The organism is Methanolinea sp. (genome assembly GCA_030055515.1).
GTDB lineage: Archaea > Halobacteriota > Methanomicrobia > Methanomicrobiales > Methanospirillaceae > Methanolinea_A.
Map to the genome: position 1 here is coordinate 367,761 of JASFYI010000001.1, position 20,996 is coordinate 388,756.

At 64.2% G+C, this 20,996-nt stretch carries 21 protein-coding genes; 13 read left to right on the top strand and 8 right to left on the bottom strand.

The annotated features are described in order from the left end of the window. Window positions 1–138 precede the first annotated feature (138 nt). The 3 genes from QFX32_02020 to QFX32_02030 are packed head-to-tail and all read left to right on the top strand — an operon-like array spanning window position 139 to window position 1,868. Entirely contained in the window at window positions 139–582 is a 444-nt protein-coding gene (locus tag QFX32_02020; protein ID MDI9632818.1) for a winged helix-turn-helix domain-containing protein, read from the top strand. Next, the gene (locus tag QFX32_02025; protein ID MDI9632819.1) at window positions 579–1,055 is read left to right on the top strand and encodes a phosphate-starvation-inducible PsiE family protein; all 477 of its coding nucleotides are present in this window, start codon (window positions 579–581) and stop codon (window positions 1,053–1,055) included. The genes QFX32_02020 and QFX32_02025 overlap by 4 nt, the downstream gene beginning before the upstream one ends. Before the next feature lie 48 nt (window positions 1,056–1,103). Next, on the top strand, window positions 1,104–1,868 hold the full coding sequence (locus QFX32_02030) for a coenzyme F420-0:L-glutamate ligase (protein MDI9632820.1): 765 nt from the start codon (window positions 1,104–1,106) through the stop codon (window positions 1,866–1,868). 23 nt (window positions 1,869–1,891) lie between these two features. Here QFX32_02030 and QFX32_02035 read toward each other — a convergent pair whose 3' ends face one another. Then, window positions 1,892–2,515, bottom strand: a complete 624-nt coding sequence (locus QFX32_02035; GenBank protein ID MDI9632821.1) for a uracil-DNA glycosylase — start codon at window positions 2,513–2,515, stop codon at window positions 1,892–1,894. Window positions 2,516–2,658: 143 nt separating this feature from the next. Between QFX32_02035 and QFX32_02040 the strand changes: the two genes are divergently transcribed. Further along, window positions 2,659–3,468, top strand: a complete 810-nt coding sequence (locus tag QFX32_02040; GenBank protein MDI9632822.1) for a hypothetical protein — start codon at window positions 2,659–2,661, stop codon at window positions 3,466–3,468. A gap of 33 nt (window positions 3,469–3,501) precedes the next feature. On the opposite strand, the gene QFX32_02045 is transcribed toward QFX32_02040, so the two are convergent. The 4 genes from QFX32_02045 to QFX32_02060 form a co-directional block, all read right to left on the bottom strand. Further along, a complete protein-coding gene (locus QFX32_02045) occupies window positions 3,502–3,954 on the bottom strand; it encodes a DUF5814 domain-containing protein (protein MDI9632823.1) in 453 nt (150 codons plus the stop codon). Continuing rightward, entirely contained in the window at window positions 3,951–4,601 is a 651-nt protein-coding gene (locus tag QFX32_02050; protein MDI9632824.1) for a DUF2150 family protein, read from the bottom strand. Before QFX32_02050 ends, QFX32_02045 begins: the two co-directional genes overlap by 4 nt. 117 nt (window positions 4,602–4,718) lie before the next feature. After that, window positions 4,719–6,314 (bottom strand): Na/Pi cotransporter family protein, encoded by a 1,596-nt coding sequence (locus tag QFX32_02055; GenBank protein ID MDI9632825.1) that lies wholly within the window; start codon window positions 6,312–6,314, stop codon window positions 4,719–4,721. Between the two features lie 52 nt (window positions 6,315–6,366). Further along, window positions 6,367–7,242: a universal stress protein gene (locus QFX32_02060; protein MDI9632826.1), complete on the bottom strand. Its 876-nt coding sequence runs from the start codon at window positions 7,240–7,242 to the stop codon at window positions 6,367–6,369. A 220-nt stretch (window positions 7,243–7,462) separates the two neighbouring features. Between QFX32_02060 and thiI the strand changes: the two genes are divergently transcribed. After that, the gene (gene thiI / locus QFX32_02065; protein MDI9632827.1) at window positions 7,463–8,671 is read left to right on the top strand and encodes a tRNA uracil 4-sulfurtransferase ThiI; all 1,209 of its coding nucleotides are present in this window, start codon (window positions 7,463–7,465) and stop codon (window positions 8,669–8,671) included. Between the two features lie 6 nt (window positions 8,672–8,677). On the opposite strand, the gene QFX32_02070 is transcribed toward thiI, so the two are convergent. Continuing rightward, window positions 8,678–9,934 carry an NERD domain-containing protein gene (locus QFX32_02070; protein ID MDI9632828.1) on the bottom strand — a complete coding sequence of 419 codons (1,257 nt, stop codon included), beginning with the start codon at window positions 9,932–9,934 and terminating at the stop codon, window positions 8,678–8,680. Window positions 9,935–10,071: 137 nt separating this feature from the next. Between QFX32_02070 and QFX32_02075 the strand changes: the two genes are divergently transcribed. The 4 genes from QFX32_02075 to QFX32_02090 all read left to right on the top strand — a co-directional run bounded on the left by QFX32_02075 (window position 10,072) and on the right by QFX32_02090 (window position 13,045). Continuing rightward, complete coding sequence (locus tag QFX32_02075; GenBank protein MDI9632829.1) at window positions 10,072–11,124, top strand: DUF1848 domain-containing protein; 1,053 nt, start codon at window positions 10,072–10,074, stop codon at window positions 11,122–11,124. Window positions 11,125–11,146: 22 nt separating this feature from the next. Beyond that, window positions 11,147–11,686, top strand: coding sequence for a hypothetical protein (locus QFX32_02080; protein ID MDI9632830.1), 540 nt, complete (start codon window positions 11,147–11,149; stop codon window positions 11,684–11,686). A 73-nt stretch (window positions 11,687–11,759) separates the two neighbouring features. Continuing rightward, entirely contained in the window at window positions 11,760–12,440 is a 681-nt protein-coding gene (locus tag QFX32_02085) for a diphthine--ammonia ligase (protein MDI9632831.1), read from the top strand. Then, window positions 12,440–13,045 (top strand): glutamine amidotransferase, encoded by a 606-nt coding sequence (locus tag QFX32_02090; protein MDI9632832.1) that lies wholly within the window; start codon window positions 12,440–12,442, stop codon window positions 13,043–13,045. Before QFX32_02085 ends, QFX32_02090 begins: the two co-directional genes overlap by 1 nt. Here QFX32_02090 and pscS read toward each other — a convergent pair. Then, window positions 13,040–14,218: an O-phospho-L-seryl-tRNA:Cys-tRNA synthase gene (gene pscS, locus QFX32_02095; protein MDI9632833.1), complete on the bottom strand. Its 1,179-nt coding sequence runs from the start codon at window positions 14,216–14,218 to the stop codon at window positions 13,040–13,042. The genes QFX32_02090 and pscS overlap by 6 nt on opposite strands. Beyond that, window positions 14,215–14,397, bottom strand: a complete 183-nt coding sequence (locus QFX32_02100; GenBank protein ID MDI9632834.1) for a hypothetical protein — start codon at window positions 14,395–14,397, stop codon at window positions 14,215–14,217. Before QFX32_02100 ends, pscS begins: the two co-directional genes overlap by 4 nt. 117 nt (window positions 14,398–14,514) lie before the next feature. On the opposite strand from QFX32_02100, the gene QFX32_02105 reads away from it, so the two are divergent. Genes QFX32_02105 through QFX32_02120 form a run of 4 tightly spaced genes read left to right on the top strand, consistent with a single transcriptional unit; the run spans window position 14,515 to window position 20,987 of the window. Then, window positions 14,515–15,666, top strand: a complete 1,152-nt coding sequence (locus tag QFX32_02105) for a metallophosphoesterase (protein MDI9632835.1) — start codon at window positions 14,515–14,517, stop codon at window positions 15,664–15,666. After that, window positions 15,656–18,361 (top strand): SMC family ATPase, encoded by a 2,706-nt coding sequence (locus QFX32_02110; GenBank protein ID MDI9632836.1) that lies wholly within the window; start codon window positions 15,656–15,658, stop codon window positions 18,359–18,361. The genes QFX32_02105 and QFX32_02110 overlap by 11 nt, the downstream gene beginning before the upstream one ends. Further along, window positions 18,362–19,387 carry a DNA double-strand break repair nuclease NurA gene (locus tag QFX32_02115; GenBank protein MDI9632837.1) on the top strand — a complete coding sequence of 342 codons (1,026 nt, stop codon included), beginning with the start codon at window positions 18,362–18,364 and terminating at the stop codon, window positions 19,385–19,387. After that, entirely contained in the window at window positions 19,365–20,987 is a 1,623-nt protein-coding gene (locus QFX32_02120; GenBank protein ID MDI9632838.1) for an ATP-binding protein, read from the top strand. The genes QFX32_02115 and QFX32_02120 overlap by 23 nt, the downstream gene beginning before the upstream one ends. Window positions 20,988–20,996 lie beyond the last annotated feature (9 nt).

Here is a 20,996-nt window from a genome sequence, read left to right on the forward strand (position 1 = left end):
GCATCCGCACCTCCTGGAATGTACCTACACTTATCGCCGAAAAAATATTTAATAATTATCAAAATTGTATATATGATTTCGATAAAATACAATAAGTTTATATTTTATATAACTTGAATTTATTTTCGGCACGAGGTGGTGGCAGTGGGACGAGAGATCATCCTCCGGCAGGAGGACCGCCCCGTCGAGGGCGGCGTGGAAGGGGAAGTGATATGGTTCTGCCGGTGCCTCGGGATCGCGCAGGGCCGCGACATCGAGAGGGTGGCATCGCGGATCATCATCGCCCTCCTCTCCGCGGGTTCGCAGGGAGAGGGCATCACCGTCGAAGAGATCGCGCACGAGCTTGCAGTCTCCCCTGCACGCGTCAACCACCACATAAGGAGACTCTCGAGCGCGGGCATCGTCTACAGGGAGAGGAAGCGGATTTTCATCCGGGGCAGGAGCCTCGTCGCACTCGTGCGCGAGATACGGAAGGATGCGCTCAGGATTCTCGACGACCTCGAGGTCGCGGCAGGCGAGATTGACAGGGAATACGGGATCCTCCACCGCGAGGCGCGGAAGCCGGAGGTGCGCGGTCCATGACGGAGAGGTCCTACCACCACATTCACGATATATTCAGGCGCCTGCTCGAGAACATCCAGGATATCATCGTGATCGTCATCTGCGCGCTCCTCTTCGCGCTGATGATCAGGATACTGGCCGGTCTCTACGAGGCACTCGCGGGGCCGATTGATTTCAAGTTCATCGCCTCGGAGCTGATCTACATCCTCGTCCTCGTCGAGATCTACCGCCTCCTCATCATCTACATCCGCGAGCACCGCATCGCCGTCGACATCATGATCGAGGTCGGGATAGTCTCCATACTCCGCGAGGTGATCCTGCACGGGGTCCTCGAGGTAAATCCCCTCTCACTCCTCGCGATCTCCTTCTTCCTCTTTTCGCTGATGCTCCTCCTCAGGTACGGCGCCGTGAGGAAGGAGGAGAAAGAGAGGATACCGAGCGAGGGATTCATCGCCGAGCTGAGGAAGAGCCTCGGGAAGAACAGAATCACCTGATTCCGGGCACCCCATCTTTTTTCTGAAGGGGAGGTGGATACTCTATGCATGCGGATCGAAGTGGAGGGGATACGGGGGCTTCCCCTGATAAAGAAGGGAGACGACCTCGCGGCCCTCATCTGCGAGAAGTACTCGTTCTCGGACGGTGACATCCTCTGCATCGCGTCGTCGGTCTATTCCAAGGCGAAGGGTTACACCCGGTCTCTCAAGGACATCGTGCCCTCCGCGCGGGCGAGGCGAATTGCGGAGAGAACGCGCGAAGACCCCCGGTTCATCCAGGCAGTCCTCGACGCGTCGAGCGAGGTCCTCCTCGAGTACCCCTTCGTCCTCTCCGAGGTCTCCTGCGGCCACGTCGGCGTGCGCGCCGGCGTCGACCAGAGCAACATCGAGGACGACATGGTCATCCTCCTCCCCCCCGACCCGATGGGAGCGGCAAGGGAAGTGAGGGAGAGGATAAGGGAACTCACCGGCAGGGACGTCGGGGTTATCATCACGGACACCTGCGGGAGATCCTTCCGCCGGGGCCAGACGGGCCACGCCATCGGGTGGAGCGGGATGGTGGCAATCCGCGACTTCCGCGGGGACACGGACCTCTTCGGCCACGTCCTGAAGATCACCGAGGAGGCAGTCGTGGACGAGATCGCGGGGTTTGCAAACTACGTGATGGGGGAGAGCAACAACGGTGTTCCCGCGGTGGTATTCCGCGGGTGCGCGCCGTGGCAGGGTCACGACAACCTCTACTTCAACAGGGACGAGGATATCATCCGGGCCCTCCTCGTGCGCGAAATATCCGGGCAGGGCAACCCCTCCTGATTCCCCCAGCCCCTCTGCGCATTTCAGCGGCCGCCGCACTCCTGGACGAGGCGGGCCAGCGCCCGGAAATCGCACTCGAGTTCCCGCGCCATCGCCGGGTTGTGGGTGACCACCGCGGGGTGGAAAACCGGGAACACGGCGATCGCACCCCCCGCGTCCCGCGGGTGCACGGCGTGCCTCCTCCTCCTTGCCTCGCGGAAGGAGGAGAACGGGATGCCGAAAAGCGAAAAGACGGCCTGCGTTGCGATCCTTCCCATCGGGACCACGACCGCGGGGGAGAGGATATGCACCTCCTCTCTTAAGTACGGGAGGCACGACGCAATCTCTCCCTTCTTCGGCACCCTGTTGCGTGGCGGGCGGCACTTCACGACGCTCGTGACGAATACTTCCTCCCTCGAGAGACCGGAGATCGCGAGCATTCCCGAGAGTACCTTTCCCGCCCTCCCCGCAAACGGCCTCCCCGTCTCGTCTTCCGTCCTCCCCGGTGCCTCCCCGACGAAGAGGTAGGTGCAGGGGACCGGCCCTTCCCCCGGGACTGTCCGGGTCCTCGAGAGCGAGAGGGCGCAGCGCGTGCACCCGGCGATCTCTCCCGCGAGGATATCCATCAGGACGCCGGGCGACACCGTGGAATCCGCATCCCTGTCCATGGAAGATGCCCAATACTTTTCAGGTGGCGGGGAGATTATTCAATCGGAATAAAACCGGCCCACCCGGGGAAGCGCTCCGCGGTGGCCGGCAGGGCGTTATGCCCGCGTCGTTTTCGGGCAGGGGAGCGAGAGGAGGGTGCGCCATGGCAAGGGGATCGCGACGGGGAACCCGATCCGGCGGGAGAACTCCCCCCGAAAACGCCCGCCTTGTTCCCGCAGGGTACCGCATCGTCGGGGACATTGCGGTCGTCTCGACCCACCCCGGCACGGCGGAGGGGGCAAGAGAACTTGCGGGCGCGATTGTGGCGCGGCACAGGAATGTCAGGACAGTCCTCTCCCGGGAGCCCATCCCGAGGGGCGATTGCCGCGTCCCGGGGTATGCAGTCATCTCCGGCAGGGGCACGGAGACGGTGCACAGGGAGTTTGGATTCACGTACCACCTCGATCTCTCGAAGGTCTTCTTCGATTCGCGGCTCGCGTCCGAGCGTGCGCGGGTCGCGGCCACGGTCGAGCCCGGCGAGAGGGTACTTGTCCCGTTCGCGGGTATCGGGCCCTTCGTCGTGCCGGTCGCGGCCCGGGGAGCGTTCGTCACCGCGGTAGAGAATAACCCGCACGCGGTGGGATTCCTGCGCGGGAACTGCGAGAAAAACGGTGTCTCGAGCCACGTCACCATCCGCGAGGGGGACTTCTTCTCACTCCTCCCCGCCCTCCCGCGCGACTTTGACCGCGCGATAGTCCCCGCACCCTACGGCAGGGACGATGCTCTCCCCCTCACCGCGGCCCTCGTGGGGAGCGGGGGAAAAATACACTTCTACACCTTCAAGAAGGGGCACGAAATAGGGGAATTTACGCGGCGGTTTGAGGACCGTGGCCTCGTTTTGCGCGCCGCCAGGGCATGCGGGAACGTTGCCCCGGGAGTCTCCCGGTACTGCCTGGAATTCGAGAAAAGGTGATCCCGCGGCCCGCGGGACGTCGCTCCCCCTGCCTCACCGCTCTATCTTCCTGATGTGCTCCGACGCGGCGAGGGCGAGGGCGGGGCGGTTCTCGATCCGCGCGATGTCCTCCACCGCCTCGAGGACGTGGACCGAGTCCTCGAGGAAGGAGAGGATGTCGGCCGGGTAGATGTCGATCCCGTATTCCTCGAGGAGATACTGGCTGATCTGGCGGTGGTCGAGGCCGTTTTCCCGAAGTTCGAGTATCTCGCGGGTGAATTTCCTCTCCGGGCACCCGCAGAGGGGAGCGTCCCTGCACCTGCAGTCGAGGAAGGAGTGGACGAACGAGACGAGGTTCTCGCGGAGGGTATGGCCGAGCCTGTCGAAGTTGATGCGGGACGAGACCGCCTCGAGTGTTGCCGCGTGGAATGCCTGGTCGGGAATGCGGAATCCCGCGACCCTCTCGAGCCGCCGCGCGTGGCGAAAACGGGCCTTCTCGGCTATCACACCTCTCCTGCCTCTTCGTCGAAGTCCTTGAGCGAAGCGACGGCTTCTGCCATGCTCTCGATCTCTATCAGCCACTCGTCAAAAAGGGTGGGTTGCTCGAGGTCTTCCTTGATGTACTTGCCGCAGCAGGATGCCCCGGCGATGACGTTCGCGGCGATGTCGGCCGCGATATCGAGCGCTTTTTCCATGTCCGTGTCGATTACCTTCCTCCCCTCGTTCACGAGTCCCTTGATGTCTTTCTGGTATTCGCCCGCGAGGAATTTCCTGCACCCCGCGAAGAGCACGAGGAGGGAGAGCTGCAGGGACTCGATGTAGTCCTCGAGGTCGTCACTCGGCGCGTCCCCCATCACGATTGCCTCCACCTCGCCGAGCTTCTCGAGGGCCTCCTCCTTCGTGTATCGCCCGTTCTGGTACAGCTTGATGATCTTCAAGACGGAGAGCGTGATGTCCATTGCAAAGTTATAGAGGACGGTATACCCCTCGGGCATCTCCTCGCTCCCGGGTTCCGGCTCGAACCTCGACTCCCGGAGGGTCTTTATCCAGTTGTCCCACCGGTCCTTGTTGTAGAATATGTAGAAGAGTTTGAGCGGTTCTTCCTTTGCCACTCCCTTCTTCTCCGCCTTTTCTCTCTTTTTTGCCATTGCCATACAGGTAATCGCCCCCATGATAAAGGTGTATCGGATTGTCGCGCGCAAGGAGTTCGCAAAATGGAGAGTTTTTCCCGCGGGGGCGGTCCCGGCAACCCCGGCAACGGTTGGTGGCCTTCAGGTTTTCCGGCAGAGCCGTGCAGTCTTCCTCATCTCCCGCACCGTGGCGCCGATCCCCTCGATGTAGAACAGCATCCTTGACCCGATGCTCCAGAACGGGCTCCTCCTCGTGGCGTGGTTGATGAGGTAATGGTGGTAGAACCTCGTGATCTCCACGCGGAGCGACTCGTCCACCGATCGCATGGCTGCATCCACGTCGTCGGGGACGTCCGGGAATACCTTCGAGAGCCTCGAGAGATTCTCCGCGGACGCGACGAGGAAGTCCCTCATCACCGTCACCATCTCCTGGGGGAGATCTATTTCCCTCTCCCGCGCGAGGGAGAGCACGGAGACGAGGTCCCTTGACTCGTCGGCGAGAACCCGCCCGAGGCTCGATATCCTCGCGAGGCACGCGAGTTTCTCTGCATCGCCCTTCCCTAGTTCCCGCGTGGACACGTCGAGGATGGCCGCCGAGATCTCGTCGTAGAGGAAACGGACGTAGTCCTGCAGGAGTGTAATCCTCCCCGTGTCGAATTTCGGCGCGTCGATGAGGCCGCAGATGCACGAGAGGGCTTCCCCTGCCGTGGTCATGAGGTGGGTCACCTCGCGGCTCACGAGGGCAATCGCCTCCCCCGTGTCCCCCGGGAGGGGTTTTCCCAGGTATCTGGGTGAAAAGACGATCTCCTCCTCCTGCCCCGGGACCGTCATCTTGACGAGCGACGCGAACGGCTGAAGGGCGGCGAGGAAGACGATGCCGCACACGAGGTTGAATATCAGGTGCGCGTTGGCGACCTGCTGGGCGGGATCTCCGCCGAGCATGCGCACGAGGTCCGCAAACGGCCCGAGGAACGGCAGGAAAAGGAGGACGCCGAGGAAATTGAAGAGGAAGTGGGCACTCGCAACCCTCTTTGCCGGCATGTTCATCCTCCATGCGACGAGGAGAGCCGTCGTGGGAGTCCCGAGGTTTGCGCCGAGGAGGATGGGGATCGCGGTTCCGGGAGAAAGGAGGCCGTTCTGGGCCATCACGACGACGAGCCCCGTGGTGACAGAACTCGACTGGAACAGCGTCGTGACGAGGAAGCCGAAACCGATCTGGAGGAAGGGATTGTCGAGGGCAGCGAGGATCGAGACGAGGGAGGGATCGTACCGGTAAGGTTCGAGGATTGTCGATATCAGCGAGAGGCTGAAGAAGACGAGGCCGAAGTAGAACAGGGGACGGCCGAGCACCCTGTACTTCCCGCCCGCTATCCCGATCGCAAAACCGGCCACGATGAGGAACGGCGCAAAGGACGTGAGCTTCAGTGCAACGAGCTGCGACGTCACCGTCGTCCCGATGTTGGACCCGATGATGATCCCGAGTGAAGACGAGAACGAGATGATCCCGGCGTTCACGAGCCCGACCGTGATGACGGTCGTCGCGGTGCTGGACTGGATGACCGCGGTGACGAGGGTTCCCGCGAGGACTCCCCGGGCCGGGGTGCAGGTCACTTTCTGGATGAAGGAGCGGAAGTGCTCCCCCGCAGCCTGCTGGATCTCGCGGGAAAACTGCTCGATCCCGTAGAGGAAGAGGATTATTACGGGAATGACGGCAAAGACGAGTTCAATGAATATCATGTCCCCGCCCCGCGCGCACCCGCTCCGACGCGCACGCGGTGCCCCGTGCGGATCACCCGCGCTGCGGCACGGCCTCCCCCGGCCTCTTCAGGACGAGGATCGGGACACGTGTCGTTCGCACGACGTTTCCGGTCGTCGTCCCGAGGAATCTCGGGATGAACCCCCTCCTGCCGGCCGACTTCACCACGATGAGCGAGGCGCCCTCCTCCCTCGCGTGCGCGGCGATCTCCTCGGCGGTATTCCCGGCCCTGAGCGCCGTTCCGACCGGGACATTCCTCCGCGAGAACACCTCCGCGCACTTCTCGAGCTGGGCCCGCGCGGAATCCGCCAGTTGCCGGGTCTCGCGTTCCGGGGCGCCGCGGTCCATCACGTGGAGGATGGTGACGCGTGCGGGGCGGGGGAGCCTCTCCGCGGCGAGCGCGGAAATGTCCGGCGGAGAAAAGTCTGTGCAGATGAGCACGTGGGAAAAAAGGTCCGCGCAGGGATGCACCTTGCCCTCGGCCCTCTCCTCTTGCGGTCTCCCGACGAGGAGGATATCGGTCTGCCCGTCGCGGAGGACATCGGTCGCGACACTCCCCACGAAGATGGACTCGATGACGCCCTGTCCTTTCCTCCCCATGAGGGTAAGGGAGCTCCCCTCGGCGTCTGCAACCCGGTTGACCACGTCCGAGATACTCCCGCCCGTGATCTCTTCCACGCGCACCTTCACGGAGAAGCGTGTTTCACCCGCTTTCCTCACGAGTTCCTCGAGGCGGAGACGGGCATAGTCAGCCTCCGGGCTCACGTACTCTCCCGGGATGGAGGGGTGCTTCGTGTAGACCACGTGGAGGAGGTCGACCTGCCGTATGCCCGGGATGTACCGGAGGCAGGAGAACGCGTGCTGCGAGTCAGGAGAGAAATCGAACGGAACGAGGACTTTTTCGTACATGGGAGATTCCTCCGGGAGACCCTGTCAGTGGTAAGGTAATGTGTCCCGCGGCGCATATTTAAAATGTGCAGGAAGGCGGCGCGCGGCACGGTGTTTCCCTCGCTTCGCAGCCATCACGCCCACCGTTCCCGCACGGGGGAAACCTGTTGCCCGGCCATTCCCGCTCGCCGCGGTTCCCTTTATCCGTCTGGATGGCGAAAGTTACCCCGGAAGCTTGCGCATGTCAGCACTGCGGGAAGGACCTGCCGTGATGGTCCGCTACGGGGAGATATTCCTCAAGAGCAGCCCTGTCCACAGGGAGTTCACCGGCGTCCTCCTCCGGAACTGCAGGCAGGCACTCCTCTCGGAAGGCCTCGCCACGGACGCGAGGGTCATGAGGGGCAGGATATTCTTCTACGGCAATTCTCCCGGAAAGGTCGCGGACGTTCTCTCCCGCGTCTTTGGGATCGTCGACGTCGCGGTCTGCACGGTGACCGCGCCGGATCCCGATGCCGTCACCCGCGCTGCCGTCGCGCTCGCGGCGCGCTCCCTCGGCAGTGGGATGCGGTTTGCGGTCCGGGCACGGAGGGAGGGCGTCCCCGGGATCACGAGCCAGGACCTCGCCGCGCGGGTGGGGTCCGCCGTGCTCTCCGCCATCCCCGGTGCGGTCGTCGACCTCGACAACCCCGATTACGAGGTACACGTCGAGCTGCGGGCATCGGGCGGGGTCGTGTACGACAGGCGCATCCCCGCACCCGGCGGGCTCCCCCTCGGGACACAGGGGAGGGTCCTCGTCCTCCTCTCGGCCGGAATAGACTCGCCCGTCGCCGCGTGGCTGATGATGAAACGGGGGTGCGAGGTCACTGCGCTCCACGTGAGCCCGGGGGGACCGGCAGGGGAGGAGACGGTCGCGGGGGTCCTCGGCCTCGCCTCCGTGCTCTCGGAGTGGTGCAGGGGTTTCCCTATCCGCGTCCTCGTCGTCGACGCGGGGCCTTTCTACCAGAGGCTCGTTGCGAGGGGCAACCCGAGGTTCCGGTGCATCCTCTGCAAGAGGTTCATGGTACGGCTCGGCAGTCTCCTCGCCATGCGCGAGGGGATCCCCGCGATCTGCACGGGCGAGAACCTCGGGCAGGTCGCGTCCCAGACACTCCAGAACCTCGCCGTGATCTCCCGCGCGGCAACGGTCCCCCTGTTCCGGCCACTCGTCGCGTACGACAAGCAGGAGATCGTCGCGCTCGGGAGGAAGATCGGGTCGTTCGAGAGGGCGAAGAGCACGCTTTCCTGCCCGTACGTGCCCCCGACGCCCGCGACGGTCTCCGACGAGGGCACGATTGCCGCGCTCGAGGAAGGCTTTTGGGGAGACGCGCTCGGGGAGGCCCTCCTCTCCGGCGCGGAGGAGTACGTCGCGTTGAACGGGAGTGTCTCCCGGGCCGGCTCGCGGGAAGGGTGACGGCAGTCAGGGGGCCTCGCCCGCGGCCGGCGCGTTCTCCGCGGGGGGCAACGTGACCTCCCGGACGGCGGGCCTCACACCGATGTAGGAGCAATACCCCTTGTAGCACGCGATCGCGCCCGCAGTCTGGTTGAAGAACAGCCTTTGCCGGTTCCCGGCATCCATCATCCACGAGTCTATCGCCTGGGTCTCGATCCCGGGGATGTAGGTTGTCCACTGGCCGTACAGGGTCTCGATGAGCGTCTCGTTGAGCGAGAACCCGTGGCCCCGCTTGAGCGCGAGGGCAGAGGACCCCGTGACCGGGTTCGTGTAATCGAGGTACCTGTACTCGGCCATGTCCCTCGCCCTCGCGAGGGCGAGCCCGTACGCCCTCTCGTCGAAGAGCACGGGGCTTGCCCCCTCCGCCACGCGGAGGCGGTTGAGGTAGAGGATCGCATGCCTGCTCTCGTCAGGCGTCGTGTTCGCCCTGAACGTGTCACGCGCGATGACCTGGAACCACCCAAGGGTCATCGCGGACAGCCCGCGGAGCGCGTCACCCGCGGCGATCCTCGCCCCCGGCACGGTGAGAACGACGAGGATAGCAAAGAGGCCGAGGGCGAGGATGAGGACGAGGACGACGAGGGCCTTGCGGGAGAGGAGAGGGCGCCGCGCCGGCCTCGCGAGCGGGATGAGCGGGGCGTCCTTCTCAAAGGAGTATTCCTCGAGGTGAAATCCGCGGACGATCGCGTCCATGTCCTGTATCCTGAGGGTGTACCCGGAATCGACGAACCCTAGCCTCTCGACGAGGTCGTCTGCGGTCACCACCCTGAACCACTTGACCTTTCGGAAGTCGATCTGGCCTTCCGGGTACGTGCTCCCCCTGCAGAAGTACAGCCACGACGCAGTCTTGCGGAGGTTCTGTTCCCCTATGTGGGGGAAGTTATCACGGCAGATCGGGATCATCCTGTCGATGAAGTCCTGCCTGTGCATTTTTGCCTGGATGAAGAGGTTCGGGAGGACGATGGGGCCGTCCTTCGTCTCGACCTCCCAGTTCCCGTTCTCAAGCCCCCTTATCTCCCCGCGGAATGCCTTCAGGTCGAGGAGGACGGGGCCGTTCTTCGTGAGGATGATGCAGTCGATCTGCGCGTTTGCGACGAGCACCCCCGTGAGGACGTACACGGGCTCCTCTGCGTACGCCTCCCGCAGGATCCTCACGATCTCGCGGAGCTGCCGGTACTCGTGCTCGAGCTTGATCTTCTCTCCCCTGAAAAACCGGATTCCCATGCCGCACACCCGACTGCCGCGCGGGCTTCGGGACCTCGTACAAGGTATGCGCTGTATTTTGATAACCTTGTCGAGAAGTTCCCCCAATCCATGGGTTTTTTGTGGGGAAACGGAAGACGAGATCCACGGGAGTGAGGGTGCCCCGGAAGAAACGTGCGGGATTCACCGGATGGGAGCGCGTCACCATCCGCGACGACCGCGGGACCGAGAGGGAGGCGATCGCCCCGGTCATCGTCTCTGCGTCCCGTTCGACGGACATCCCCGCGTTCTACGGCGACTGGTTCGTGGAGAGGCTCCGGAGGGGGCACGCGGCGTGGGTCAACCCGTGGAACGGGAACGTGCAGTACGTCTCGTTCGCGAAAACGAGGGCAATCGTATTCTGGTCGAAGAATCCCGCGCCATTCCTCGAGGAAATCGACGTCGTGCGGGAGATGGGGTACTCGGTCTCCTTCCTCTACACCCTCAATGATTACCGGCAGGAGTCACTCGAGCCACGCGTCCCCCCGCTCCCCGAGAGGGTGAGGACTTTTGCCCGCCTCTCCTCCATCCTCGGCCCGGCAAGGGTCACGTGGCGGTACGATCCCCTCCTCCTCTCGGACTCACTCTCCGTAGACGATCTCCTCTCGCGCGTGGAGTCCATCGGTGCCTCTGTCCACAGGTACACGCGGCGCCTCGTCGTGAGCTTCGTCGATATCGCGAAGTACCCGAGAGTCCAAAGGCTCCTCTCCGTGTCGGGGCACACCGGTGTACGGGAGTTTTCCCCCGGGGAGGTCGACCAGTTCTGCGCGGGGCTCGCAGACATCGCGTCCGGCTGGAACCTCGATATTTACGCGTGCGGGGAGGAAAGGGACCTCTCCTCGTTCGGCATTCACCGCGGCGAGTGCATCAGCGCGTCGCACCTGGCCTCCGCATTCCCGGGTGACAGGCAACTCCTCTCGTTCCTCTCGCCAGCGCTCCGCGGGGGCGATTCCGCGGGTGCCGGGCCTCTCAAGGATCCGGGGCAGAGGAGGGAGTGCGGCTGCGTCGCGAGCAAGGACATCGGGCGGTACTCGACATGCATGCACCTGTGTGCGTACTGCTATGCCAATGCATCGCCTGAAGAGGTCCGGAAAAACTGGGAGAGGCACGCGAAGTTGCGGGAAGCGGGCTTTGTTCCCGAGGCCATCGGGGGACTCGGGGAAGGAATTTAAGCCAGAGCGGTGACAGCAGAGTATGCCACGACGCGACCCCCTCACACCGGAGCAGAAATGGCAGGCTGCCACCCGTTTTGCGAATGCATTCCCCGTCCTCTACGATGTCACCTTCAGAGAGAGGGTAGGAGATGACTACGACGCACTCGAGCAGCATCTGTGGGTCCACCTCGCGGGCGTCGCGCGGAACATCGCCACCGCGGCAGGACTGCTGGCAGGAGACGCAGAGGAGATCATGGCCACGCTTGGATCCCTCCTCTCCGTGCTCTTCGGGCCGGAATTCCGCGCGGAAGAGATCCCCATCGACCACGGGCGGGCCGTCCTCATGATCAAGCGTTGCCCATTCATGTACCGCGAGGCAGAAGTGCGGGACGCGCGCGCAAACCTCCTCTCGCGGTGCCTCGCCTTCTCCATCGCGACGGTCGAGGCACTCAACCCCGGCTACACCCTCCGGTTCGTGCGGAGCATGTGCATGGGTGACAGGACGTGCGAGCTCAAGATCATGACGCGGGAAGACGCGGAGAGGGAGGACTCGAGGGAGCTGCCGGCCTCCCGGTCGTGACCGGGCAGCCGGGACGGCCGGGCACGTCGCTCCCGCGGTCGTCCCCGTGCGGGGCTGTTTTAGGGGGTGAGGGATGAGACTCGGCGTCCTCTGTTCGGGGGGGAAGGACTCGCTCTACGCGTGCATGCGTGCAATGCAGGAGGAAGAGGTCTCCTGCCTCATCACGGTATTGCCCGATAACCCCGAGAGTTTCATGTTCCACACGCCGAACGTCGCGCTCGTCAGGCTCCAGGCGGAGGCAGCGGGGATCCCCCTCGTGGCCTGCAGGAGCCACGGCAGGGAGGAGGAGGAACTCGGGGACCTCTCCCGCGCGATTGCCACTGCGAGGGACAGGTACGGGATCGAGGGAGTGGTGACGGGCGCCCTGCGGTCGGTCTACCAGGCCTCGCGGGTCCAGCGCGTCTGCATGGACCTTGACCTATGGTGTTTCAACCCCCTCTGGCACGTGGATCCTGCCCTCTACATGGAACGCCTGGTCTCCTCCGGTTTCCACGTCATCGTCTCCGCTGTGGGATCCGAGCCCTTCGGCGCGGAATGGCTCGGGAGGGAGCTCGACGCCGCCGCGGTCCGGGACCTCGCGGCGTACGGGGAGAAGTACGGGATCTCCCTGACGGGGGAGGGTGGCGAATACGAGACGCTCGTCCTCGATGCACCCTTCTTCCACAGGAAGATAGTCGTCGAGGAGGCGGAAGCGGAGTGGAAGAATTACAGGGGGATCTACCGCGTCACGAGGGCCCGGCTGGAGGGGAAATGATGGTCCTCCTCGTCGGACTCGGGTACAGGGATTCCGGCCTCCTCTTCGACGAGTTCGTCCGCCCCGTGGGGGACCTCGTGCAATCCGCCGGTGCCGGGTGGGAATACCGCCATTACTCGGGGATCAGGGGTGATTACGCGTGGGACCACGACGCCGTCATCCTGTGCGGAACGGCGCTCAAGGATAGGGGGTACCTCGGGGAGGTCGACCGGTTCGACTGGCTTTCCGGCATCCCCGTCCCGGTCCTCGGGATATGCGCGGGCATGCAGGTGATCTCCCTCGTCTTCGGGGGAGGGATCGTGGAGGCCGCCGAGGTAGGGATGGTGGAGGTCAGGACCCTCTCCCCCCACCCTCTCCTCCCGCGGGGACCCTCTTTCCAGGCGTGGGAACTCCACAGGTGCGCCAGTGTCCCGCCGCCGGGTTGGACGGTCCTCGCCGAGTCCGGGAAATGCGTGCAGGCAATCGCCCACCCCGATCTGCCGATCTACGGCGTCCTCTTCCACCCGGAGGTGAGGAACGGGGGGGTTGTCAGGGCATTCGTCTCCCTCGCGCGGAGGGCAGCAGGGGAGTGGAGGTCGCGGGAATCCCACGACCCGGCCTCATGAGACGGGTATCCCGTTCTCGCGCGCGATCTCGAGGAACGCGTGGGCAACGTGTTCTGCCTGGGCGCGCGTGATCCCGTAGCAGTTGAACTTCCAGACCTTCGTTGCGCCGGGGATGATCCCCGAGATCCCCCTCGCCGCGAGGGCACTGGAAAGGAAGAACCCCCTCTTCTTGTGCTTCGCGGCGACCCTGTCGAACGACTCCGTGGTGTCCACCCTCGTGAGCGTGTGCTGCCTTGGGTACTGGCTGAGTATCCTCGTCCCGCTTATCCGCACCAGCGAGTCGACGACGAGCATCGTGTTTTCGAGCTCGTCCTCCCAGTGCTTGACGCGTTCCCTCACGGCGGGGAACGACGCCATCATGCCGACGAGGGTCGCCCCCATCAGGGTGCACCCCATCATCTCGACCTCCTTGATCCCGAATGTGCGGCCCGTCACGTCCGTCCTCGCTGCAGTCGTCCTGAATACTTCCCGTGCCCTCTCCTCCCTCGCGGCGAGGATGCCCGAAGGGGCCGGTGCAGCCATGCTCTTGTGTCCCGAGCCTACGAGGAAATCCACGCCGATGTCTTTTCCGTCGACGGGCATGATCCCGACGGTGTACGCGCCATTGAGGAGGACGGGGATATCGTACTGGTGCGCGACCCGCGTGATCTCCTTCACGGGGTGGAGGTTCCCGTAGCTGTAATCCACGTGGTCGAGGAAGAGGAGGGGAGGAGTCTTCCCGGTCTCCCTGGCGACGGCCTCGATCTTTTCTGCCGTCGCGTCGGGCGTGATGATGTTTCCCTCCGATGCGGGGATCTCCCTCGGGATACCGCCCCGCGCCTCGATCGCGAGGATCTCGGTGTAGTGGGAGAGTGCCGTGACGAGGACAGGGTCCCCCTTTTCCACGTAGGTGTCCGCGACGGCCTGGAAGCCCCTGCGGGCGCCGGGAACGACCCTTACCACGTCCATGTTGACGAATTCCGCGAGGTCCCTGTGGAACCGGTCGATGGGCGGTTTTTTGATGTAATCGAGGCGGTTGGGAGACCGGCAGTGGTCGCACACCGAGTACCCGTCCCCGTACGCGATGAGCGCCTTCATCGCCTCGGCGGTGAGGCGGCCCCCCGCCTGGATGGGATCGATGTTGATCGTCGATTCCTCGACGTCGCGGAGGTCGATGTCACCGGCACATTTCATGCGAGGAGCTCCCTCTTCAGGACGTCCACCCGCTTCTCCAGCCCCTCGATGAGCGCCCTCACCTCCTCCCGCTCCCCCGCGCCGAGCGCGTGGTGGGGGGCAGTCCTGCGGAGGATGACGCGGAGGTCAGTGAGGATGAACATCGCCTCGAAGAGGGCAACGATTGCTGTTTTTGACACCAGATCACCATACCTATATGCAGAACGCGACTATAAGATACCGTGAGGCAGGCATTCACGTTCACCCCGTGCGGCCAGTCTTTTTGGGGGAATGAATACCCGGGATCGTGGTGAGAGATGAAGCTCGTCCACATCGCTGACACGCACCTGGGTCTCTCGCAGTTCCAGAAGGTGGACCCGGATTCCGGGATGAATCTCCGGGAAAAACTCATTTACTCTCACTTCCTCGATGCCATCGACAGGATCGTGTCGCTGCGCCCCGACGTCGTGGTGCACGCGGGCGACCTCTTCGACCAGGTCAGGCCCAAGACGATGGCGTACATGACCGCGCTCGAGGCGATCGACCGGCTATCGGCTGCGGGAATCCCCCTCGTGCTGATCTCGGGGAACCACAGCATGCCCAAGACGCGCTACACCCCCTCCCCTTTCAGGGTCCTCGAGTTCCACCACGGCGAGCTCCACGCGGCGTACTCCTACCGGTACGAGCGGGTCGAGCTGGGGGAGGCCGTCTTCCACCTCATCCCCAACATGCTCAGGCCCGAGCACTACAGGGAAGCCTACGACAGCATCGTCCCGGACAGGAATCGCTACAACGTCCTCGTCACGCACGGCCTCTCGTCGACACTCAAGGAAAAGAGGCTCAACACGGTCGCGGAACACGAGATAGACTCGACAATGGTGACCGGCGGCAGCACTTTCGACTACATCGCGCTAGGGCATTACCACGGGCAGGTACGCGTGGGGGAAAAGGCGTGGTACTCCGGTTCGCTCGAGTACCTGACGTATGGCGAGGCCGAGGACCAGAAGGGCGGCATCGTGGTTGACCTCGCGAAGAAAACGACCTCGCACCTGCCCCTCCCGCACACGCCACTGGTAAAACTGGATACCATCGATGCGCGGGAAGTGCCACCCGCGGAAGTCCCCGGCATCATCAGGAGGAGGATCGAGGAGAATTGCGTCCCCCCGCTCTCGATGGTGACAGTCACGGTATGTTTCCCCGACCGGGAGCACCAGCGGCAGCTCGCACAGAGGGATCTCTCGGAGATCCGGAGGACGATGCTCGACCTGAAGGTACAGGCGAGGGTCCCCGGGGAGTACAGGAGGGCGAGCGAGAACAGGGACATAAAGTCCCTCGACTACCTCGCCGAGTATGCAAGGTTCGTCTCGGGGAAGAACATGGGGACCGACGACATGAATTTCGTCAGGGACTACGGGTCGAGGGCGATAGCAATCGCACTCCAGGAGGAGGGCGAGAGGGGTGCTGATTGAGAGGCTCGCACTGCGGAACTTCAAGCGGTTCGAGGACGCGGAGATCCACTTCAGGGACGGAATCACGGGGATAGTCGGGAACAACGGGACGGGAAAGAGCAGCATCGTGGAGGCAATCCTCTTTGCGCTCTTCGGCATCCAGGGTACCGGTGTCCAGTCCGAGTACATCGTCTCGTCTTTCGCGGACGAACGGGCGAAGTGCGAGGTGCGGCTGGACTTCGTCGTCGGGGGTGAACGGTACTCGGTCGTCCGCTCTTTCAGGAAGAGAGGTGCGGTTTCCCACGAGGCACAGCTGAACATGGGCGAGAGGCTCCTCGCGACAGGGGTCTCCGAGGTCGCCGCGGAGATCGAGAGGCTCTGCGGCATGGGACCGTCCGATTTCAGGAATACCGTGTATGCCGCGCAGAAGGATCTCCTCGCCCTCCTCGAGGTCCGCCCCGGCGCGAGGAAGGAGTGGTTCATGCAGGTCCTCGGCATCGAGAAGCTGAAAACCGCGAGCGACGAGGTCATCAGGCAGTGGGTCGAGGAGACCGAGGCGTCCCTCGAACGCGAGAAGAACAGGCTCGAGGTGCTCGCGGCCAAGGGCGATGCCACCGCGATTCCCGCCCTCGAGCAGGAGATAAAGGACATCGCGCGGGTGCTCCGCGGAAAATACGAGGAGAAGGCGCTCCTCGAGGAAGCAGACCGGCTGCTCGGGGAGGAGGCGACCCTCGGGGAAGCGCGTGCCGCCCTCGAGGAGAAACTCCGCCAGAAAGAGTCCGAACTCCTCCAGCTCGCGGGCGCGCGCGAGAGGCTCGAGTCACTCGCACCCGCACTCGGGCGGTTGGCAGAGATCACCGCGGAACTGGAGGCGATGAAAAAGAAGGAACGGGAGTACCTCGACCTCCGCGACAGGATCGCGCAGGCAGAGGCCGCGGCACGTGTCGGGAAGGCGAGGCTCCTCGACCTCTCGGACCAGATCGAGGCGTACACCGCGGAAGCCGGCGAACTCGCGTCTCTCTCTCCCGTCGCCTCCCGGCTCGCGCAGGCGCGCGACCTCCTCTCCAGGCTCGAGAAGGCCCAGGTCGAATGGAGGGCACTCTCCGATCTCTCGGCCCTCGCGGGGAGGATCCGCGGGGAGATCGAGGAATGCGAAGGGAAAGCGAGGGTGCTTCGGGAGAGGCTGGAAGGGGCATCCCGGTCGAGGGAGAAGAGATCCGAGCTCGAGTCGCGGCTGCGCCAGCTCGGGACGAGGGCCGCGCAACTCGAAACGCGCGCGGAAACGCTTCGAAAAGAGGAGGAATCGCTCTCCTCCGACCGGGAGAGAATCCTCTCCGCCGGCCCGGGCGGGACCTGCCCCCTCTGTCACCAGGTCCTCGGGGATCACTACCCCCGCATCGAGAGGGAGTACGCGGAACGGATAGCCCGGATCGAGGGGGAACTCGACGAGATCCTCTCCGCCCTCTCTGCATGCAGGGAGGAGGAGGAACGCACGGAGGGAGAGATCGCCGCGATAGACCGTGACCTCGTAGAATTCTCGCACGTCGAGCGCGGACTCCACGAGGCGGTAGCGCGCAAGGAGAATCTCGAGGAGAGGTTGCGCGAGGTCGAGGAGGAACGCGCATCCCGCGCGGGGAGGCTCGAAGCACTCGGGGTGGGAGAGTACAGCCCCGACATCCACGAGAAAACGCGCGGGGAAGTCGCCGCCCTCGAAAAGATGGCGGAGCGGCTGCGCGAACTGCAGTTCCACCAGGAGAGGCTCGGGGCTCTCGTCGCGGAGAGGGACGGGCTCCTCCGCGAGATGGAAGGAGAGATGGCACGCTGCCGCTCCCTCGTGCAGGCGCTCGAGTCGCTCGGCTACGACCCGGTCCTGAAGGCGGAGAGGGAGGAAGAGTTCCGGTCGCTCCAGGCGTCCCGCGACGAGGCCCTCATCCTGCAGGAGCGGCTCGCTCGCGAAGCGGATATCCGGGCCGAGAGGGACGCGATCAGGGCAGAACTCGAGGCTCTCGGGGCACGGCTCTCTTCATGCAGGGAGAACCTCGGGAGGCTGGGCTTTCTTTCCGCCGACAGGTCCCGCCTCGCCTCCCGACTCCGGGAGATCTCGGGGGAGATCTCTTCCCTCGACACGAGGTCCGGGATCCTGCAGGAACGTCTCTCCAGTCTCCGCGCGGTCGTGGAGGAGCAGGAGAGGGCAAAGGGGGAGATCGCCGCCCTCGAGAAGAGGGCCGCCCTGCTCCGCGTCACCCGCAGAACAGTCGCAGAGTTCGTCCTCTACCTCGCGGGGGTCATAAGGGCAGACATCGAGGAAGAGGTGAGCCGGATCCTCGCGGAGATCACCTCCGGGCGGTACGACCGCGTGCTCGTGGACGAGGATTTCAACATCCTCGTGCGCGACATCGACGGTGACTACCCCATCTCCCGCTACTCCGGGGGAGAACAGGACGACATCGCTGTCGCACTCCGGGTGGCCCTCTCGCGGTACATCTCCGGCCTGCACAGCGTCAGGGAGAGCACGTTCCTCGTCTTCGACGAGATATTCGGGAGCCAGGACGAGGAGAGGAGGGCAAACCTCCTCCAGGCCCTCCGCTCGCAGGAGGCACATTTCCCCCAGATCATCCTCATCTCCCACATCCCGGAGATACAGGGGGAATTTGCCCACACCCTCCTCGTCGAGATGGTCGACTCGCAGAGGAGCAGGATCGTCGAGGTGACGTAGGTGCCCCCCGACCCGTACCTCGAGTCAATCCGGGCAATCGCCCGCGCCGTGGTGGAGTACGTCCCCCGGGACATCGGCGAGGTATTCAGGGAATACACGGGTTTATCCCGCCGCGACTTCCGTCCCGTCGGTCCACGGGGTTCCTGCATGGCATGGGCGGTAGACGGGAGCAATGCGACGGTGCTCGACGCACCGGGCATGACAGTGGTCGCGGTGAGGGCGGGTTTTTCCCGTTTCCGCGGCGGCGAGAGGGAACCTGCCGGCATCACCCCGGTGCTCCTCCACGCGGCGGATTCCCCCGGTGCGGGGAGAGAGTTCTCCTCGCTCTACGAGGAGTGTTTCGGCGTCCCACCGCGGAACCTCCCGAATTTCGACGACCCCTCCCGGGCCGCGGCCGCGATCCGGGACACCTACGAGTACTGGGTTGCGCTGGCATGTGCCCGGCGGTGCGCGCGGGCCGATCTCCTCCTCCTTGACGGCGCACTCCGGGTCTCCGAGGAATGCCACGACCCTGTCCTCGTCTCCATCATCAAGGAGTCCCGCGATCGAGGCATCCACCTCGTCGCGGTTGCAAAGCGGACTGCCGCGACGTGGGGGGGAAAGTACCCCCTCCTCCCCGCCGTCGGGGCACTCGCGCAGGCTGAGGGCCTGCGTTCCCCGTGGTGGGTGAAGATCGGGGAGGACATCCTCGACCGCACGCGCTACGCCCAGTGGGAGCACGGCGATGTGTACGTCTGTTCCCTCGCGAGGGGAAAAACAGTCCCCGTCAAGGTCGAGCTCCCGCGGGGAACCCCGGAACAGGCTGCAGACGACGCGTTCTCGCTCCTCTCGGCGTGCGCGGACGACGCGAGGGTCGAGGGGTATCCCTACCCCCTCCTCGACGTGCACAGGCACGTCGCGATAAACGCAGACGTCCTCGAGAAGGTCAGGTCTGACCTGATGGCCGGATTCGCGGACGTGGGCCTGCGGGCATCCGATGTCGACGTGCTCTTCGGTGATTACCATGATACATTTGGACGCTATTGAAACGCAGGACAACTCGAAGTGGCGGCTGATTGGGACGAGCGTGCTCTCGTACCGGTTCGTCGTGCCCCACGACGAGACCGTCTACGTGGGGGACATCGTGAAGGTGCAGGACCGGAAGAAGGGGCTCGTCTTCTTCGCGCGGGTGACAGACCTCGTCCACGAGAGTAACTTCGCGGACGAAAAGTGGGACACGAGACCATATTCCGGCCGGTTCTACAACCTCGGCGAGGACGTCTTCATCGGCGTCGAGGCGTTCCCCCTCGGGTACGTGGATGCACGCGGGAAGTTCCACAAGCCGCGCACCGTGCCCACGAAGTTCTCGCCCGTGGATTACCCGTCCGGGGATGACCTCGGGTTCCTCTCCACGGTCATGGGGGACATCGAGGTGGGGGCGATGAGGACGGGGCAGGACGTACTCGCGGGGGTCCCCGTCAAGATCCACAGCAGCGTCCTCCCCCAGCACATGGGAGTCTTCGCGACGACCGGAATGGGGAAGAGCAACTTCATGAAGGTCTTCTGCGCGTCCTGCATGCAGGCGAGGAAATTCGGCCTCCTCGTCGTGGATCCCCACGGGGAGTACCTCACGGGCGGGCAGAGCTCCACGGGCGAGCCGACGAGAGGGCTCACGCACGTGAAGGGGCTGCAGGACGGCCTCGCGGTCTTCACGACCCGGCCCGAGGAACAGCGCAGGCTCTACAGGGCAAGCAGCCTCTCGCTCGAGTACGACGACATGAGGGCAAGCGACCTCTCGATCCTCTACGACCTCTCTGACCCGCAGAGGGACATCCTCGAGGCCCTTGGCGACTACAAGGGGGGGACGGTGATAGGGTTTTTCTCGCGGCTCGATCCCGAGGAGTTCACGCCGACCACCTACCAGGCCCTCCAAGGAACCGACCGGGATATCGCGTACCGGCTGCGGACGTCCAACCCCGGGCCTCTCCGCGTCATCAAGAGGAGGCTCGAGAACCTCGTGAAGGGGAACCGGAATTTCTTCAGGGAGAAAGGATCCTGCATCCCTGACATCCTCGCGGCCTTGAGAGACCGGAAGGTTGTCCTCGTGGACATCCCCGGGATGAGCGAGAGGAGCGAGATCTTCGTCCTCTCGGTCCTCACGCGCGTGATCCTCGAGGCACAGAAGGAACAGGCGGAGAGGTACGGTGCGGGCGGGAACGCCGGGGAATCGGCCCCGGCCATCATCGTCGCAATCGAGGAGGCGCAGAGGGTCCTCGGTGCGGGTGGCCAGTCGACGCAGGTCTTCCGGGAGTGTGCCATGGAGGGGAGGAAGTTCGGCGTGGGCCTCTGCGTCATCACCCAGCAGCCCAAGAACATCGACCCGAAGGTCCTCGCGCAGATCAACACGTTCGTGATCATGGGTCTCGGCGACAGGGGAGACAGGGAGACGATCGCGAGCTCGGCAAAGCAGGATCTCTCCCGGATGGACACGGAGATTCAGACGCTCGATCGGGGCGAGGCCATCATCAGCTCTTTCTCGATCCCGTTCCCGGTGAGCACGAGGATCCACAAGTTCGAGGACTACATCGAGAGGATGCCGTCAAGGCGCGATGAGCCCCTCGCGCGGGGACTCGCAACGAGGTTCTAGGAACTGCTA

Coding starts and splice junctions, on each gene's coding strand:
- QFX32_02085 (MDI9632831.1), top strand. CDS start 11,760: ATGAGACTCGGCGTCCTCTGTTCGGGGGGGAAGGACTCGCTCTACGCG.
- QFX32_02055 (MDI9632825.1), bottom strand. CDS start 6,314: ATGATATTCATTGAACTCGTCTTTGCCGTCATTCCCGTAATAATCCTC.
- pscS (MDI9632833.1), bottom strand. CDS start 14,218: ATGAAATGTGCCGGTGACATCGACCTCCGCGACGTCGAGGAATCGACG.
- QFX32_02030 (MDI9632820.1), top strand. CDS start 1,104: ATGCGGATCGAAGTGGAGGGGATACGGGGGCTTCCCCTGATAAAGAAG.
- QFX32_02120 (MDI9632838.1), top strand. CDS start 19,365: ATGATACATTTGGACGCTATTGAAACGCAGGACAACTCGAAGTGGCGG.
- thiI (MDI9632827.1), top strand. CDS start 7,463: ATGTCAGCACTGCGGGAAGGACCTGCCGTGATGGTCCGCTACGGGGAG.
- QFX32_02025 (MDI9632819.1), top strand. CDS start 579: ATGACGGAGAGGTCCTACCACCACATTCACGATATATTCAGGCGCCTG.
- QFX32_02040 (MDI9632822.1), top strand. CDS start 2,659: ATGGCAAGGGGATCGCGACGGGGAACCCGATCCGGCGGGAGAACTCCC.
- QFX32_02050 (MDI9632824.1), bottom strand. CDS start 4,601: ATGGCAATGGCAAAAAAGAGAGAAAAGGCGGAGAAGAAGGGAGTGGCA.
- QFX32_02090 (MDI9632832.1), top strand. CDS start 12,440: ATGGTCCTCCTCGTCGGACTCGGGTACAGGGATTCCGGCCTCCTCTTC.
- QFX32_02105 (MDI9632835.1), top strand. CDS start 14,515: ATGAAGCTCGTCCACATCGCTGACACGCACCTGGGTCTCTCGCAGTTC.
- QFX32_02060 (MDI9632826.1), bottom strand. CDS start 7,242: ATGTACGAAAAAGTCCTCGTTCCGTTCGATTTCTCTCCTGACTCGCAG.
- QFX32_02035 (MDI9632821.1), bottom strand. CDS start 2,515: ATGGACAGGGATGCGGATTCCACGGTGTCGCCCGGCGTCCTGATGGAT.
- QFX32_02070 (MDI9632828.1), bottom strand. CDS start 9,934: ATGGGAATCCGGTTTTTCAGGGGAGAGAAGATCAAGCTCGAGCACGAG.
- QFX32_02080 (MDI9632830.1), top strand. CDS start 11,147: ATGCCACGACGCGACCCCCTCACACCGGAGCAGAAATGGCAGGCTGCC.